4 protein-coding genes are annotated in these 16,414 nt (G+C 65.4%); 3 read left to right on the top strand and 1 reads right to left on the bottom strand.

Annotation, left to right across the window (positions count from 1 at the left end; translation table 11 throughout):
• Positions 1-2,751, bottom strand: a 2,751-nt coding sequence (locus tag AC1VTH_RS02800) for a YhgE/Pip family protein (protein WP_481334577.1), incomplete at its 3' end; no start/stop codon positions are given.
• 525 nt (positions 2,752-3,276) lie between these two features.
• Between AC1VTH_RS02800 and metK the strand changes: the two genes are divergently transcribed.
• The 3 genes from metK to AC1VTH_RS02785 all read left to right on the top strand — a co-directional run.
• On the top strand, positions 3,277-4,551 hold the full coding sequence (gene metK, locus AC1VTH_RS02795) for a methionine adenosyltransferase (RefSeq protein WP_481334576.1): 1,275 nt from the start codon (positions 3,277-3,279) through the stop codon (positions 4,549-4,551).
• A 302-nt stretch (positions 4,552-4,853) separates the two neighbouring features.
• The gene (locus AC1VTH_RS02790) at positions 4,854-9,884 is read left to right on the top strand and encodes a Cna B-type domain-containing protein (protein ID WP_481334575.1); all 5,031 of its coding nucleotides are present in this window, start codon (positions 4,854-4,856) and stop codon (positions 9,882-9,884) included.
• 6 nt (positions 9,885-9,890) lie between these two features.
• On the top strand, positions 9,891-16,414 hold a 6,524-nt coding region (locus AC1VTH_RS02785; protein ID WP_481334574.1), incomplete at its 3' end, for a SpaA isopeptide-forming pilin-related protein.

The following is a 16,414-nucleotide window of genomic DNA, read 5'->3' as shown; positions in this document are numbered from 1 at the left end:
GTCGTGTGCATTGGCGTTGTCTGCGCTGCGCTCCTCGCTGACCTCGGCATCGTCCGTGAGACTCACGGCGTGCCACGCGGCGGCGGGGCTCAGGGGCCCGTCTGCGTCGTGCGGGATGGGGGCGGCAGGCGCGTCGGTTTTGCGCTCGAGCAAGATCTTGTCGATGGGCGCGAAGGCCATGAACTCCTGGCGCAGCTCGTCGTCGAGCAGGGCAAAGAGGTCCTCGCGCGTCATGTCGGCGAGGGTGGTCTTCTCGGCCACGCGGGAGTGGAAGTACTCCACCACGATGAGGAACGTGCAGATGACGACGAGCGACATGATCCAGGCGATGAGCAGGGCAAACTTGAACGGCGTCACAAACACCAGCACCAGCATGAGCAGCGGGAACCAGATGAGGGCCGCGAACCCACGCTTGATGAGGGTGGGGTACATGAGCTCGAACTTCGCCGCGCGCTCGAGGAAGGTATGCTTGTAGTCGGCCGAGTGCAGGATGACCTTGACTATGGTCGACAGGCGGAAGTGTGCGCCCTCGAGGCCCGTTCGCTCCGAGATCATGAGGTCCGTCTCGCCCAGCTTGCGGTCGAAAAGGGCGTTGATGTTGAGCAGGTGCCTGCGCGCCGTGACGCCGATGAACACGGCTGGGATGAGGAAGACGAGCACCATCGCGAGGTTAAAGCCGTAGTAGCCGCCGTAGAAGCCCGCGATGGCCTCGCGCATCGCGTTGATGCCGTAGGTGAAGGGCAGCCACGGGTGAATGGCCTTAAAGAAGTCGGGCTGCATCTCGATGGGGTAGGTGCCCGAGCCGCCCGGGATCTGCAGGATGACGATGAGGACGGCGAGCGCCTTGCCGATGTGCTTGAACGCCACGGAGAGCGCGTAGACCACAAAGACGTAGACGAAGCTCTCGACCATGCCGGCAAACACGAAGGCCACCGGGTTCAGGCACTGGATGCCCAGCAGGATGTCACCCACGCAGCAGATGATAGCCTGGATCTGTCCGATGAGGTTCATGAGCAGCCAGCGGCCAAAGAAGCCCTGCCATGGCTTGAACGAGCCGATGCCCTCGTCGTCGACCTCGAGCTTGTAGATGGCGACGAGCACGATGCCACCCACCCACAGGGCGAGATTGGTGTAGAACGGCGTGACGCCGCTGCCGTAGTTCTCGACCGGGAAGATCGGCTGCGAGACCATCTCGACGGGCGAGCCCATGAACTGGCCCACCTGCTCGGCGTCGAGGCCCATGGCGTCCTTGAGGAGCTTCATGGTCTCAGCGCTCTGGAGGGCCGCGGTGTCTGCCGCGAGCGTCCCCACGCCGTCTGCGGCGGAGCTCACGGCCGCGGAGGTCTTGGAGAGGGCGTCTGAGCTCTGGGCAAGCATGCTGTCGAGCTGGCCCAGCGTGGCGTCCACCTGCGTGAGCATGGGGGCAAGCGAGCGCGAGAGACCCTGCAGCTGGCCACCGGCGTCAGCAAAGGCGTCGAGCGAGTTGGAGAGCGCGGGCATCGTGGTGGTGGCGAGCGTGCCCTGCAGCTGCGTGAGGGTCTGGGCGCTGTTCTGCACAGCGTCGTTCACGCTGCCGGAGAGGTTCTTCACCGCGTCGTTGCCGGCCTTGATGGCGTCGGAGGTCTCCTGCAGGTCGTCGAGCTTGCCCGAGAGGTCGCCGGTGACGCCGTCGAGCGCGGCGATGGCCGAGTCGAGGCTCGCGAGGGCGTCGGCCTTGCCGGGGGTGCCGTCGGGGATGGCGGAGTTAACCTTGTCGCGCACGCTCACGAGCTGAGCACGCACGGTGGAGAGGGTAGAGCCGCCCAGGGCGCCCGCCTGCGAGATGGCACCGTCGAGCTGGCCCTGCGCCCAGCCGATGTTGCCGCAGATCTGGCCGATGTCGTAGTTGGCCTGGCTCGAGATGCCCGTGACGCTCGTGACGCCGGTGCCCAACGCGCTCGAGAGCTGCGCGCCCAGGGCCTGCGCCTGCATGCGGGTGGTGGAGAGCGTGTCCATCGACTGGCCCAGGGCGTCTGAGAGCGAGGTGGTGGAGCCGCTCACCTGCGAGAGGGTGGAGCGGGCGCTCGAGATGGTGCCGCGAGCCTCGCTGATGAGGCCCTGCGCGCCGTCGAGGTCGCCGGTAAGGCCCGTGAGCAGGTTCTGGACGTCGGTGAGGTCGCCTGCGGCGGTGGCCACGGCGTTGTTGGTGGCGTCGAGCATGGAGCCGGAGAGGGCCGAGACCTTGTCGACGATGGTCTGCGAGGCCGTCTCGACAAACTGGTTGGCGATCTGGTTCTCGAGGGTGGTGGCGCCCGTGTCGGTGACCTTGGGCGAGATGGCGTTGACCTTCTCGTTCACGTAGTAGGTGATATGCGCCTGGTTGGTGTCGCCATCGAGGATGTCTCCCAGCGAGGCGGTGAAGTCGCTCGGCACGACGAAAGCGGCGTAGTAGGTGCCCGCCTTGACGCCGTCGAGCGCCTCGTCCTCGGAGTCTACGAAGGTCCAGGCCAGCTGGTTGTTCTCCTTGAGCTGGTCCTCGATCATGTCGCCGGCGTTGATGTAGCCCATGTCGCCGATGTCTGCGCCCTCGTCCTCGATGACGACGGCGATGGGTACGGTCGAGGTGTTCTCGTAGGGGTCCCAGTTCGCCAGGATGTTGAACCAGGCGTAGAGGGAGGGAATGATCGCCACGCCGATAGCGATGACGATGGCGACCGGGTTCACGAGGATTCGCTTGAGGTCGCGCTTGAAGATCTTGAACGCAGTTCTCACTTGGAGACTCCTTGCCTGAGGTCGAGCTGCCGGCACCTCTCTCGCACTCATACAACATATATAAGTATGCGAGAAGCGCTGACTTTATGGAGCTGGCGTGGGCGTGCGCGGCGACGCGCGCCGCGCACGCCCACAAACAAGCGTGATATACCCTAACAGCTTGACAATAAGTGGGGCCGTAGCTGAGAAGTTTACATAATTTCTTTGTTTACACGGCGCCCCTGTGGGAATACACTGTTCAAGCCCGAAAGGGCGCTCGTCAAGAGGCGCCGCCGGCCTTGCGCGTTGAGGCCCGTACATGGCGCATAGAGCCGAGGGACCGAGCCCGATGACGCTCCGACAACCCACCAGCCTCGCTGGCAGGGTGCCAATTCTCGGCGGCCTTGCTGGCCGGAAGACGGGGGAAGCATGACTCGCACGTCATCGACGTCCCCTTGCACAGGTGAGGGGACGTTTTTTTCGTCTCCGGGGCGCCCGCGCGCGGCGCCCGCAACGTGGCGGCACGCCCGCCAGAAGGGAGAAGGGATGAGCGCAAGCGAGTCCAGCAACGAGAGCTACTACTTCACGTCTGAGTCGGTCACCGAGGGCCACCCCGACAAGATCTGCGACCAGATCAGCGACGCCGTGCTCGACGCGATCCTTGCCAAGGAGGCGCGGCTGCAGGCCGAGGGCTACATCTCGCCGAGCGGCCAGCCTGCCAACGTCGACGAGGTGCGCTGCGCCTGCGAGACGTTCGTGACCACCGGCACCGTGGTTGTCGCTGGCGAGATCCGCACCCAGGCCTACGTCGACGTGGTCGAGATCGCCCGCGAGACGCTGCGCAGAATAGGCTACGACCGCGCCAAGTACGGCTTTGACTGCGACACCTGCGGCGTCATCAACATGATCCACGGCCAGAGCCCCGACATCGCCCAGGGCGTCGACGAGTCGTTCGACGCGCAGGCCGGTCGCACCACCGACCCGCTCGACCTCATCGGCGCGGGCGACCAGGGCATGATGTTTGGCTACGCCTCCGACGAGACCGACGTCCTCATGCCCATGCCCATCTACCTGGCCCAGAGCCTCGCCAAGCGCCTGGCAGACGTGCGCAAGACCGGTGAGCTCTCCTACCTGCGCCCCGACGGCAAGACCCAGGTGACCGTGCGCTACGAGCAGGGTCGCCCCATCGAGGTCTCGGCCATCGTCGTGTCGACCCAGCACGACCCCGAGGTCGACGACATGGCCGTCATCAAGGCCGACGTCACCGAGCACGTCATCGCGCCGGTGCTTGACGCGGCGAACATCCCCTGGAGGGACGCCGACATCTACGTGAACCCCACCGGTCGCTTCGTCGTGGGCGGCCCCATGGGCGACACGGGTCTCACCGGCCGCAAGATCATTGTCGACACCTACGGCGGCATGGGCCGCCACGGCGGCGGCGCCTTCTCGGGCAAGGACTGCACCAAGGTCGACCGCTCGGCCGCCTACGCCGCGCGCTGGGTCGCCAAGAACATCGTGGCCGCGGGCCTGGCGCACAAGTGCGAGGTGCAGCTGGCCTACGCTATTGGCGTGGCGCACCCGCTGTCCGTGCTCGTCGACACCAAGGGCACCGGCACCGTGAGCGACCGCACCATCGAGCGTGCCGTCGAGCGCGTCTTTGACCTGCGTCCGGGCGCCATCATCCGCGACCTCGACCTGCGCCGCCCGATCTTTGCCAAGACGGCCGCCTACGGTCACTTTGGCCGCAAGGACCCCGACTTCACCTGGGAGGCCACGAACCGCACCGAGGAGCTCAAGGCCGCGGTGGCCGAGCTGGCCTAACCAGAATCTGGGACATTCCGCCCGTAGCTTTTCTGTCCCACTTTTCCTGCGGTTTGGGACGATAAGGCTACGGGCTTTATTGTCCCAACAACAAATAAACAAGCGTTGACGAGGGCGTGGCCGTCTGGCTGCGCCCTCGTTGCGTTGATTTCTGCAACTTGTAAGACCTGCGAAACTGTGGGAGGGGCAAAACGTTTTGCCACCTATTTTGATAAAATTATGAACGTCTATACCTATGAAATTTTCGGGGGGGGGGCATTCGGAGCCTGCTTCTCGACTGCATATGACCGATCGGAGTAACCATGGCCAGGCTCGCCCGTCGAGTTCGTCAGACCCTTCTTTCCGGCGAGGGGAGGGGGCGCATATGCCATGGCGCCCGCAAGGGACTCGCCTTCTTCCTCACCTGGGTGCTGGTATTCCAGGCCATCTATGGCGCCAACACCACCGAGGCCATCGCCGAGGGCATGCAGGACCTGGGCGAGCAGATCGCGGCCTCGCTTCCTGCGGGCGATGACGACGACGGCGGCTCCGGTGACGCCGCCGCCGCTCCCGTGGCGGGCGAGCAGGACGGAGAGCCGCGCACCGCGCCCGTGGACCTCACGGCAGACACCGACGCGCTCGTGCTTGGCTCCGATGGCCTTTCGCTTGCCTACGATAAGACCGCGACGGACGGCCTCACGGCCGCGACCTCGCTCGACGCCGTGGCCCTGCCCGAGAAGATTGCCGCTGCGCTCTCGCTCAGGGTCGACCTCGATGCCACCCGCCAGACGGCAGACGCCGGCCTCACGGGCGTGCTGCTCGCGGGCGACACCTTTGACGTGGCGCTGCCCGACGGCGTCGCCCTCGCGGACGATACGGCCCCCGTTGCCCTCTATGCGGCAGACGAGCAGGGCAACCCCACCGCCACGCAGGTGGCCGAGGGCCGCGTTGCGGCCGGCAAGCTCCACGTGACGCTCGCCGCAGACCAGCAGGCCGGCACGAACCTGGGCGCCTCGCTCGTCGCCGTGGCATCGCTCGACGTCACGGTTGACTCCATGCTCGTCTCGGACGCCGCCTCGACCCTCACCTGGACGCTCCAGACGCCCACCAACGCCAGCGTGCGCACGCGCGACCTCACGCTTCCCGGCCGCGAGGAGGTCGTCCGCGCCCTCAACCTGCTGGTCGACGAGCAGGACGGCGTCGACGCAGGCGACAACAATGCCAGCGAGCCCTCCCAGCCCGCCGGCCCCACGACGACCATCGCCCCCTCGACGGACCGTTCCGCCGCGGCTACGCCCTTTGTGACCGCCTGGGCCGACAACAACAACGTCGACCGTCCGAGCGCCGAGGAGCTCGAGGCGCGCCGCGAGTACCGCCTCTACTTCCAGGTCGAGGGTGACGACACCCGTTACCCGCTCACCACAGACGGGCGCTCCGTCTCGGCCGATGCACAGCGCCTGCTTGGCATGACGCAAGACGAGCTCGACGCCATCCGCAAGGCCGCCCCCTTCGAGTACGGCCTTGAACCCGAGCTTGTTGACGTCAACGTCACGGGCAGCAACGAGTACACCGCGACGGCCGCAACGGGCCTGCCGAGCGAGGTCATCACCACCACGGTGACGCCCGGTGTCGACGCGGATGGCAAGCCCATTCAGGACACCCAGACCTCAAGCAAGAAGATCACCTACGGCATCTGCCACGAGACGGCCGGTCCCGAGGGCACCAAGGTCGAGGACAACGCCCTCATCTATGACTCCGATGCCGGCGAACCTACCTACATCGTGCTCAAGGACGGCTACTTTGGCGCCCAATCCGCGCCGTTCGAGTGCCTGGCGCTCGTGCAGAAGCAGCAGCTCACCGTCGTGCTCAACCTCGGCTGCAACTCTAGCTACGTCGACAACCTTGACGAGTGGCTTTCGACGCCGCTCGCGGGCGGCACGACGTTTGCCAACCACCTGCACCTCGACGCCGTGAGGAGCGGTCAGAAAGACCAGACCTACTCGGGCGACGACCTTACCCAGCTCTTCCACTGGGCAGGCGCCACGTTCTCGCAGCAGGGCGGTTCCTCCAGGACCACCTACTTGCTGAGCATGTACGCACCCGTCTTTACCCAGAGCCAGCAGAGCCTCGAGTTCCGCCTGAGCATGGACGAAGTCGAGAACTCCAACGTCGACGGCTACCGCGACTACTATCAGGTCTGGTACTCGAGCGAGGGTGCTACGGGAGGGTCGGCCGATGCCTCGGCCAGCCTCAACGGCGGCGCGATGACCGTGACGCGCGCGGGCAACACATCGTTTGACGCCACCAAGGTCTGGCTCGACGACGATCCGAGCGCCCGCCCCTCCACCACCTACACCCTCTGGCGCTACTCCGACAAGCAGGGCCAGAGCTCGCTCGTCGCCTCGCAGGTGCAGGCCGACAACGGCGACTTCGTCAGCGTCACGATGACGGCCGAGCAAAACGCCGCCCTGGGTGCGGCGCGGATGGGCGGCGTCAACGGAGACGTTCCCCAGAACAACGCCACGGTCGACATCGCCAAGAGACTCGAGGCGACCGCCGGTAACTTGGAGCTGCCCAAGTACGACCAGGACGGATATCCATACATCTACTTCGTGCGCGAGACCATGGACGGCGGCGACTACCAGCAGATTGCTGGCACGGTGGGCCAGGACGGCTCCGTCGACGCGGGCTCCGACGCCGTCCCCGGCTACTGGAACCCCGACCGCTCCAATCGCGAGGGCGCCCAGGAGAGCGCCACGACCCGTCCTGCCGGCGACACGCCCATCTACGACGGCGGCACCGTCACCAACGTACGCTCCAAGATCACCCAGCAAAAGGCCACCAAGACGTGGGACGCCGCGGCCTTCCAGGACCAGCTCTCTGACGTCACGGTGACGCTCAAGTGCCAGCGCATCCTCAAGCGCCACGTCCACGAGTCCGAGCCGGGCTCGGGCGTGTGGGAGCTCAACTACGACCCCATGTACGACGAGGACGGCAATTGGATCGGCACCTACGAGTGGACCGACTTCGAGGCTGCCCCGGGCGAGACGCCCACGGTCCAGGAACTCTCGGGCTGGAGCGCCGAGAACCTCACCCAGACTCTCACGGGCAACTATGGCGCCTACGACGAGCACGGCGAGGAGTACGTCTACCGTTGGGTCGAGACGAACGTCGAGAAGGGTGGCGAGCCCAGCTTCTACTTTTCGTCCGATGACGGCATGAGCGGCATCTTCTTCCTTTACTTCACCAACGAGGACGGCGAGGACGAGAGCGTCACGTTCGTCTCGAACAACGACCCCAAGACGGGCACGATCACCAACCGCTACGCCAACACGACCGACCGCCACGTCGACAAGTACTGGGCCAAGGTCGACGCGGACGGCGACGTCGAGTATGACGAGAACGATGACATCATCTACACCCAGGACGAGAAGCCCTACGACAACCGCGAGGTTGGCCCCGTCACCGTGCGCCTCGTGCGCGACGGCGAGCTCATCGGCAAGTACCAGCTCGACGGCAAGCCCGATGACGAACCCACCGACCTCATGAACCCCGACGGCTCTGCCATGATGGGCGACGAGGTCGACCTGTGGGACATGGGCATCGTCTCGTCGCCCTCGACGGTGCAGGAGACGATGCCCTGGCACCTCGACTTCTCGAACCTGCCCGAGTTCTCGCCCGAGGGGCACCGCTACACCTATCAGTTGCTCGAGGATGACACCCCCGGCTTTAGCACCTCGCACGAGTACGACCAGGACACCAAAACCACCAAGATTTACAACAGGCCCCAGACCGGTGGCGACTCGTCAATCATCCGCGTGGGCAAGGACTGGAAAGACGGAGGCAACAACTCCGCCCGCATGCCCGTGAGGGTTGGCGTCTTTGCCAAGAGGGACACCTACTCCACTGACGGCCGGCTTGCTTATAACGCCGGTCAACTTATCACGAGCGTAGACCTGAGCACCGCCAACGACTGGTACGCCGAGGCCATCATTGGCGTGGGTGGCCTCACGGAGGACGACGTCTACCTCTGCGAGCTCTCGACCGACGACACGTCTGACCCCACCGAGCCCGTGCCCGCCGGCGCGACGCGCATGGTCACGAAGCAGAAGTGCGCCGAGCTTGCAGCCGAAGGCATCGTCGAGTACGAGGCCCTGCTGAATTCCTGGACGGGCACCAACGACCGCATGCTCACAAGCGGCTACGCCTACGAGGTGAGCTATGGCTGGTCCGACGTGCTTGAGGCCAATGTCGTGCAGAACCGCCGCGTGGGCCTGCAACAGATCAACATCTTCAAGGACTGGGAGGACGCGGGCGCCATGGCTGGCGAGCGTCCCAGCGCCAACTTCACCATCACCAACGACGAGGACAAGGTTACGTTCGTCTATAACGGCAGCGGCGCCGTTTCCGCCCACATCGACGGCATGGGCAACCTGCCGCTTGTTGCCGAGGAGAGCGTCAGTCGCAATGGTGCCGAAGCCTCCAGCGACCTTGATGGCACATTTGCTCGGACGCCCATCGTCATTGGCCAGAATGCCTCGGTGTCCGAAGACGGCCATGGCCTGAGCCTGAAGGTGAGCCGTGAGACCGGCACCACCCAGAGCTACTACATCGTGCAGAACCTGCCCAAGTACGACATGGACGGCAACGTCCTGCACTGGACCGTGACCGAGCGGTGGACGAGCGACTCGGGCGACTACGTGAGCCGACAGACGGGTCGCGACGACTTCTTCGAGGGCGAGGGGTCGGCCTGGCACCACCTCGACTACTCGTCGTTCTCGTTTGAGAACACGCGCAGCGCCACCAAGACCGTGCGCTTCAACACCCGTTGGTACGACCACTACGTTCAGGACAATCTCGACCAGCGCTTCGACATCTACCTCACGCTGTACCGCCGCGTCTACCAGTACGATGAAGAGGGCAAGCCCGTCCTCGACGATGCGGGCAACCCTACCTACACCGTCGAGGCGGTACCGGGATACCAGCACTATGACTGGAACCCCATGAGCGATGAGGGCGCCGACCCGCTCTACAACCAGTACGTAGAGGTGAGCAACCTCCCCAAGTACGACGAGCACGGCGGCGAGATCGTCTACTATGCCACCGTGAACCACTCGCAGGCAGACGCCACGGTCAAGAACCTCAACTACGCCGACCCCTGGTTCACCTATGATGCGAGCGAGAACGCCCCCAAGAACAACGGCTACCCCGGCAGCGCCACCTGGGACAGCGCCAACGAGAGCGACCCGTTCAAGGCTGGCTCGCCCGACTACGTCGACGTTTCGGGCATCGTGCCCGGCTCCGAGACCTCGAACGCCCTGCGCGAGGACGGCACGTTCAACTTCCGCCTCTAGCAGACCATGTCTGCCGAGGGTGGCAAGGTCTGGGCCAACCTGCCCGCAGGCTTTGAGACGGCAGATCTGCCCGACATCACCTTCTACCTGCAGCGACGCGTCGAGGGTGGCCACTACGACGAGAACGGTTCCTGGGCCGATGGCGGCAACGACTGGGGTGAGCTTGGCCTCACGGCCACCTCTACCAAGGGCAGCTACACCGTGGCGAGCTACGACTCGAGCGGCACCCCCAACTACGACGTTGCGGATGGCAAGACGGCCGTGGCATGGACGAGCGACCTTTCCCTGATGCGCGGCAACCGCTATGCCTTCGTCATGAACACCTACGGCAACAACACCTCGGGCCAGGAGGGTGGTGTGAGCCTGCCGGTCTACGACCGCTACGGCCGCGTCTACGAGTACCGCATCCGCGAGATCATCGATGGCCTCATCCAGAAGGAGACCGACGGCTCCGACGCGCCCGGCGGCTATGACGTGTCCGACGCCATTGCCTCGGGCAAGACCCCCGAGGACGCCGCGGGTAAGATCTACAATGTCGCCTATGGCTCGTGGCGCAGCTTCATGGTGGGCAACGTCTACAACGCCTCCCAGAGGGGCAACCTCACCGTTAAGAAGCTCTTCAGCAACCTCGAGCCGGGCGACCGCGTGCCCAACTGCACCTTTGCCCTCTACCGCTACTACGTAAAGGCCGATGGCACCAAGTCTGTGGCCCAGCTCGTGGCCACGAAGACACTCGATAACGCAAGTGCCCGCGCCAACGAGGAGGGGCAGCTCGAGCGCACGGTCGGCTTTACGGACCTCGACATCTATACGCCCGCGGGCACCTACTGGGTCTACTACGTGGCCGAGCAGCCCTTGAATGGCTACCTGACGAGCGTGGGCACGGGTGACCTTGATCGCGGCTCGAGCGACCTCAAGTACTTCTGGCAGGGTGCAGGCTCGCTTGCCGATGGCTCGGCGTGCTCCGACGACCTTGATACCCCTGCGGCCAAGGATGACAACGCCGCTTCTTTCTACCAGCCCAGGGACACCATTATCGCCAGCGACCATACGTCCGACGTCACGTTCGAGAACACCTATACCGGTGACGCCGAAGACCTGGGCTCGCTCACGGGCACCAAGAGCTGGTACGACCAGGACAACATTGCGGGCACGCGACCTGGCCACGTCGACCTGCAGGTGACGCGTCGCCATGCGGACGGTCAGCTCGACGCCACCAACAACGGCGACGTCGCGCTGCAGTCCAGCGACCCCGATGGCCCCGCCTACATTGAGTGGAACTACAACGCGGGCACTAACGCCTGGACCTACACCATCAAGAACCTCGAGCGCATTGCCCCCAATGGCACCTACTGGACCTATGAGGTGCGCGAGAAGAACGTCGACGGTAACTACAACGTTGGCGCCAACGGCGGCACGGTGGACATGGCAAACTTCAACACCGGCACGGAGGTGCCGCTCCAGGTGGGCGCAATCGACAACTACCTCAAGACCAAGGTGGGCTTCACCAAGGTCTGGGCAGACGATGCCTCCGACGCCTGGTCGCAGCGCCCCGTGGCCTACTTCACGCTGCAGGCGCGCGTGAGCACGGACGGAGATGGGTGGAGCGATTGGGCGGATGCCGGCCTTACGTTCAACACCTACCTGGGCACGAACCTCCAGCAGGAGACGCCCTTCTCCGGCTACAGCTCGCCCCGGGCTTACAAGCTGCCCAACGGCCTTTACACGGTGCAGCGCGTCTCCAGGGCGGATTCTAACACCCAGCCGTTCACCACCGTTTGGAAGGACCTCCCGGTGACGGCTGCCGTGGGCGGGGACGATGCCGTCCAGACCCGCCAGATCGAGTATCGCGTGGTCGAGAGTCGCCTCGTGTACGACAAGAACGGCAACCAGCAGGTCGTCGATCTGCCCAATCCCGCAGTTGACGGCACCTATTCCGGTGTCACTGGCTCCTACCAGCCCTCGCAGGTCGAGTCGAGCTCGAAGAAGAGCGATGGCGAGTACGTCATGTCCACGATCACCAACAGGCTCGTCTCGTCCACCAAGGCGCGCGTCACCAAGACCTGGGATGACGAGATGAACGCCTGGGCCACGCGCCCCGGCACCAGCGCCAAGGGCGATGCCTGGACCAGCACCTTTGTGCTGCAGCGCCGTACGGCGGGCGGGGAGTGGTCCTGGCTTACGAGCTTTGGTGCCACCGTCGCGAGCCCGTTTAACGGGAACGGCAGCCTCAACGACAGTCTGCGCACCGTGACGATTGGCGATGGCGCAAGCACCTACCCCGCCATTCAGAAGACGGCCGAGTTCTCGAGCCTGCCCGCCACCGACCCCAACGGGCTTGCCTACGAGTACCGCGTGGCCGAGCTCGTCCAGGGCTCCTACGAGGCTAAGGACCCCACGAGCGAATCCGGTGCCGAGGTGCTCGCCACGAGCGGCACCCAGTCGCTTGTTGCCGTGAGCTCGCGTGCCCTTACCTTGGGCGATGGCTCCGAGCAGGTGTTCAACAACGTGCTCAAGACCACGTCGCTCACAGGTACCAAGACCTGGAACGACTGGGGCACGGGCCTGGCCGCAAGCCTTGACCCCGAGACAAGCGGCATCAAGCTCAACCTGCAGCGCTCCGTCGATGGTGGCAAGACCTGGCAGGCCGCCAAGCGCGGCGATGGCACCGATGCCACGCCCAGCTGGACCAAGAACGCCGACGGCACCTGGACCTACACCTTCGAGAGACTCCCACTCGCAGACCAGCAAGGTCGCGTCTATACCTATCGCGCGGTCGAGCAGGACGGCTCGGTGCCGGGCTTCTTCTCCGACAAGTCCGCGTGCTCTGACGGCGCGGGCGCCGCCGCAGACGGCACCATCAAGAACGTGGCCACGCGCTTCACCTTTGACAAGGTGGGCGACGGCACCACGGGCTCCTCGGCTGCCGCTAACTCGCTCAATGGCGTGGCCTTCTCCGTGCGCGACGCGAGCGGCCGCGAGGTTGCCACGTGGTCGCGCGGCGAGAATGGCACCGCGAGCTCCACGGTGGGCGGCGTGGCCCAGACGGGCGAGGCCGCCGGCTACATCACGGGTCTTGCCGCGGGCACCTACACGGTGGTCGAGACAACCACGCCCACAGGCTACGTTGCGGCCAGTGACGTGCAGCTCACGATAGGTGCAGACGGGTCCGTGAGCGTGCGTGGCACGGGTGCGGCGGTTGTCTCTGGCAACGACCAGGCCGTGGCTCCCGAGTGCGGCAACGCCGTCGTGCGCGTTACCAACCAGGTGTTCCGCGCGCACGTCTCGCTCAACAAGTTCTATAACCACGGCAACGGGCAGGTGCCCGTGCCGTCCATGACGTTCGACCTGTATCGTGTGGGCGAGGCCGTCGCTGCCGATACGCTCGTCGCTACGGGCATCGCGACTGACGAGAACGGTTCCTGGACCTCCAAGGGCTCGCATATTGCTGTCGAGACCGTCGGCGGCGCATCCGTGCTGGGCGGCTTCTACCAGACGCTTGCCGACGGCCTGCCGCAGGGCGGCTACTACCTGCTCGAGACGGGCTCCTCGCCGCTCACGCAGACCACCTCGGACGCCCGCTACGAGTTCACCGTGGGTGCATCCGACAACGCCCAGACCATCACGGTGAATGCCGAGAATGCTGAGTTCAACGCCTCCGTGCACCTCGCGAAGGCCGACTCCGAGACGGGCGAGGCCATCGATGACGCGCGCTTTGAGCTCTTCTACACGCCCACGGGCGCTGATGCCGGGGCCGAGTGCTCGCTCGGCACGTTCGAGACGGGCAAGAGCTACGTGCTGAACGCCGCGGGCACCGACGCCGCGTCGAGCACCACCGCCGCGAGCGGCGCGCTCTCCTTAAGTGGCCTCAAGAAGGGCAGCTACAAGCTCGTCGAGCGTGCCAACACCGGCTACGCCCTCGATGCCGCCAATGCGCCCACGGCTACCTGGAAGGTTGACGACAACGCGCAGGGTGCCGATATCGACCTCGCCAACAACGCCATCGTGACCTGGGCTAACGCCACCGTTGCGAACGACGCCCTCGAGAACGCGCCGCTCCGCGGCTCGCTCACGATGAAGAAGACCGACGCCAGGGGTAACGGCCTTAAGGGCGCCACCTTCTCGCTGCAGCGCAAGGGCAACGATGGCACCTGGGCAGACTTCCGGCCCGTGACCTCCGATGAGGACGGCACCATTACGGTGACCAATCTTCCCTGGGGCACCTATCGCTTCGTTGAGACCATGCCTGCCCCCGGCTACGTGGGCAAGGGTGCCGCGACGGACGAGGCCACCATTGACCGCAACAACGTGGCTGCAAGCATCAACATGCCGCTTGACCTTGGCGTTATTGCCAACAACCAGACCACCTTCACCATCAAGAAGACCAGCTGGGACGGCGTCGAGGCACTCGCGGGCGCCAAATACACCGTGACGCCCGCCTCCGGTTCCGCCTTCGTGGATGGCGCTTCCGAGAAGCACCTCACCACGGGTGCGGATGGCGTAGCCCGGCCCGACGCGGCCAGCGAAGCCCTTGCCGGCAACGTGATTGCGGGCAACTCCTACGTCGTCACCGAGACGCAGGCCCCGGCCGGCTTCGTCACGCCCGACCCCGCGAGCGTCACTGTGAGCGTGAGCGATGACGGCTCGCTCGCAATCGAGGGTGACGTGCCTGACGCCTGGTCCATCGAGGGCTCGGGGCTCTCGAGCACGCTCGCCGTGCGCGACAAGGCCATCGACCTGCGTCTTCAGAAGGTCGACGAGAACGGTGACCCCATCGCTGGATCCGAGTTCACCCTCTCGGGCGTCTTCGCGGGTGGCCAGGACACCCGCACCATCTCGCCCGACGCAACCTCCGCGAGCTCCGTCTTCCCCGACGCCATGCTCGAGGACCAGACCTACACCCTGCACGAGAGCCAGCCTCCCGTGGGCTATGCCTGCGTGGACGACCTCACCTTCCGCGTGGCGCACGCCAGCGATGGCAGCGTCCGCTACGAGGTCGTGGGCGACCTGCCCGCTGGCTGGTCCATTTCCGATGATGGCGTGACCGCCACGGCCACCGACAAGCTTATTGACTTCAACATTTCTAAGACCGACCTCAGTGGCAACCCGCTCAAGAACGCGCGCTTCGAGATTAAGGGCCTGTACGTAGACGAGGCGGGCTCCGTGAGCGAGACCACCTACAAGGGCACCACCAACGAGTCGGGCCTCATCGACGCGGTCGACTGCATCGCCGAGGGCACGCGCGTGACCGTGAACGGCGCGGAGCGCAAGGCCGATGGCGTCTACGAGATTCGCGAGACCGACGCGCCCTATGGCTACGAGCTCGAGGGCACTTCCGCCAAGGTCAAGATCGCGCGCGACGGCAGCGTGACGCTGCTCGACGGCGAGGGCCCCGCCTGGTCGCTGGGCGGTGAGGACGCCACGCCCATGCTGACGCTCTCCGACACGCCTGTGAGGCTGGGCTTCTCCAAGCACGCCGCAGGCTCCGAGGAGTCGCTCGACGGTGCCCTGTTCACGATTGAGGGCGTCTTTGCCACGGGCGACGGCGGTCTTGCCAATGGCGGGGCCAGCCAGAGGCTCGAGGGCCATACGGTCGAAGACCTCTCCAACCTCAAGTTCGTCGCGGGCAAGAGCTATGCCCTCACGGAGACGAAGGCGCCCGCGGGCTACGAGCTCATCCAGGGTTCGGTGTCCTTCACGGTTGGCACGGACGGCACCATCCAGATCCTCACCACCAACCATGTCTCCAACGGCTCGTTCTGCTACGACCACGACCAACTGACCCTCGTGGCGCGCGACATCCCCATCCGCCTTGCCATCACCAAGAGAAGCGAGGATGGCCACGACCTCTTTGGCGGTCACTTCACCGTGACGCCCCAAGCGGGCTCCGCCTTCGCCGACGGCTCCACCGATGCCCTTGAGCTCGTGACCGATGTCGATGGCGTGGCGCACCTAGCGGACGAGGTGGGTGACGAGTCCCTCTCGGCCAAGCTCGTCGCGGGCAACGCCTATGAGCTGCGCGAGACCGTCCCTCCCGCCGGCTACAAGCTCATCGAGGGCAGCTGGTCGTTCAAGGTGAACGCCGATGGCACCATCACGCCGGGCAACTCGCAGGTGCAGAACGGCACCATCGAGCTTGCGGCTTCTGGCGACAGCATCACGGTGACCGACGAGGTCATTCCGTTTGGCATCGTCAAGTACGGCGAGCGAGACGAGGACGGCAATGCGCCGCTGCTTGCGGGTACTGTCTTTGAGGTGACGCCCCTTGAGGGCTCCGCCTTTGCCAACCCGGACGCCCTTGAGGCGGCGGGCATTCTCGAGGAGGGGAGCGCCCGCATCACCACCGGCGACGACGGCCGCGCGGGCGCCGAGCTCGTGGATCAGCTCGTGGTGGGCAACCGTTACGAGATTCGCGAGGTCGTGGCCCCTGCCGGCTACACCCTCTTACCCGAGGCCCTGACCGTGACGGTCGAGCCCGACGGTAGGCTGAGCTGTGGCGCGGCCGACCGCGCCACAGCTCAGCCTACCGT

Source organism: Parolsenella sp. (genome assembly GCF_982402205.1).
Note: the sequence above shows the minus strand (reverse complement) of the source record. Positions and strands in the feature narration are given on the sequence as shown.

Coding starts and splice junctions, on each gene's coding strand:
- metK (WP_481334576.1), top strand. CDS start 3,277: ATGAGCGCAAGCGAGTCCAGCAACGAGAGCTACTACTTCACGTCTGAG.
- AC1VTH_RS02790 (WP_481334575.1), top strand. CDS start 4,854: ATGGCCAGGCTCGCCCGTCGAGTTCGTCAGACCCTTCTTTCCGGCGAG.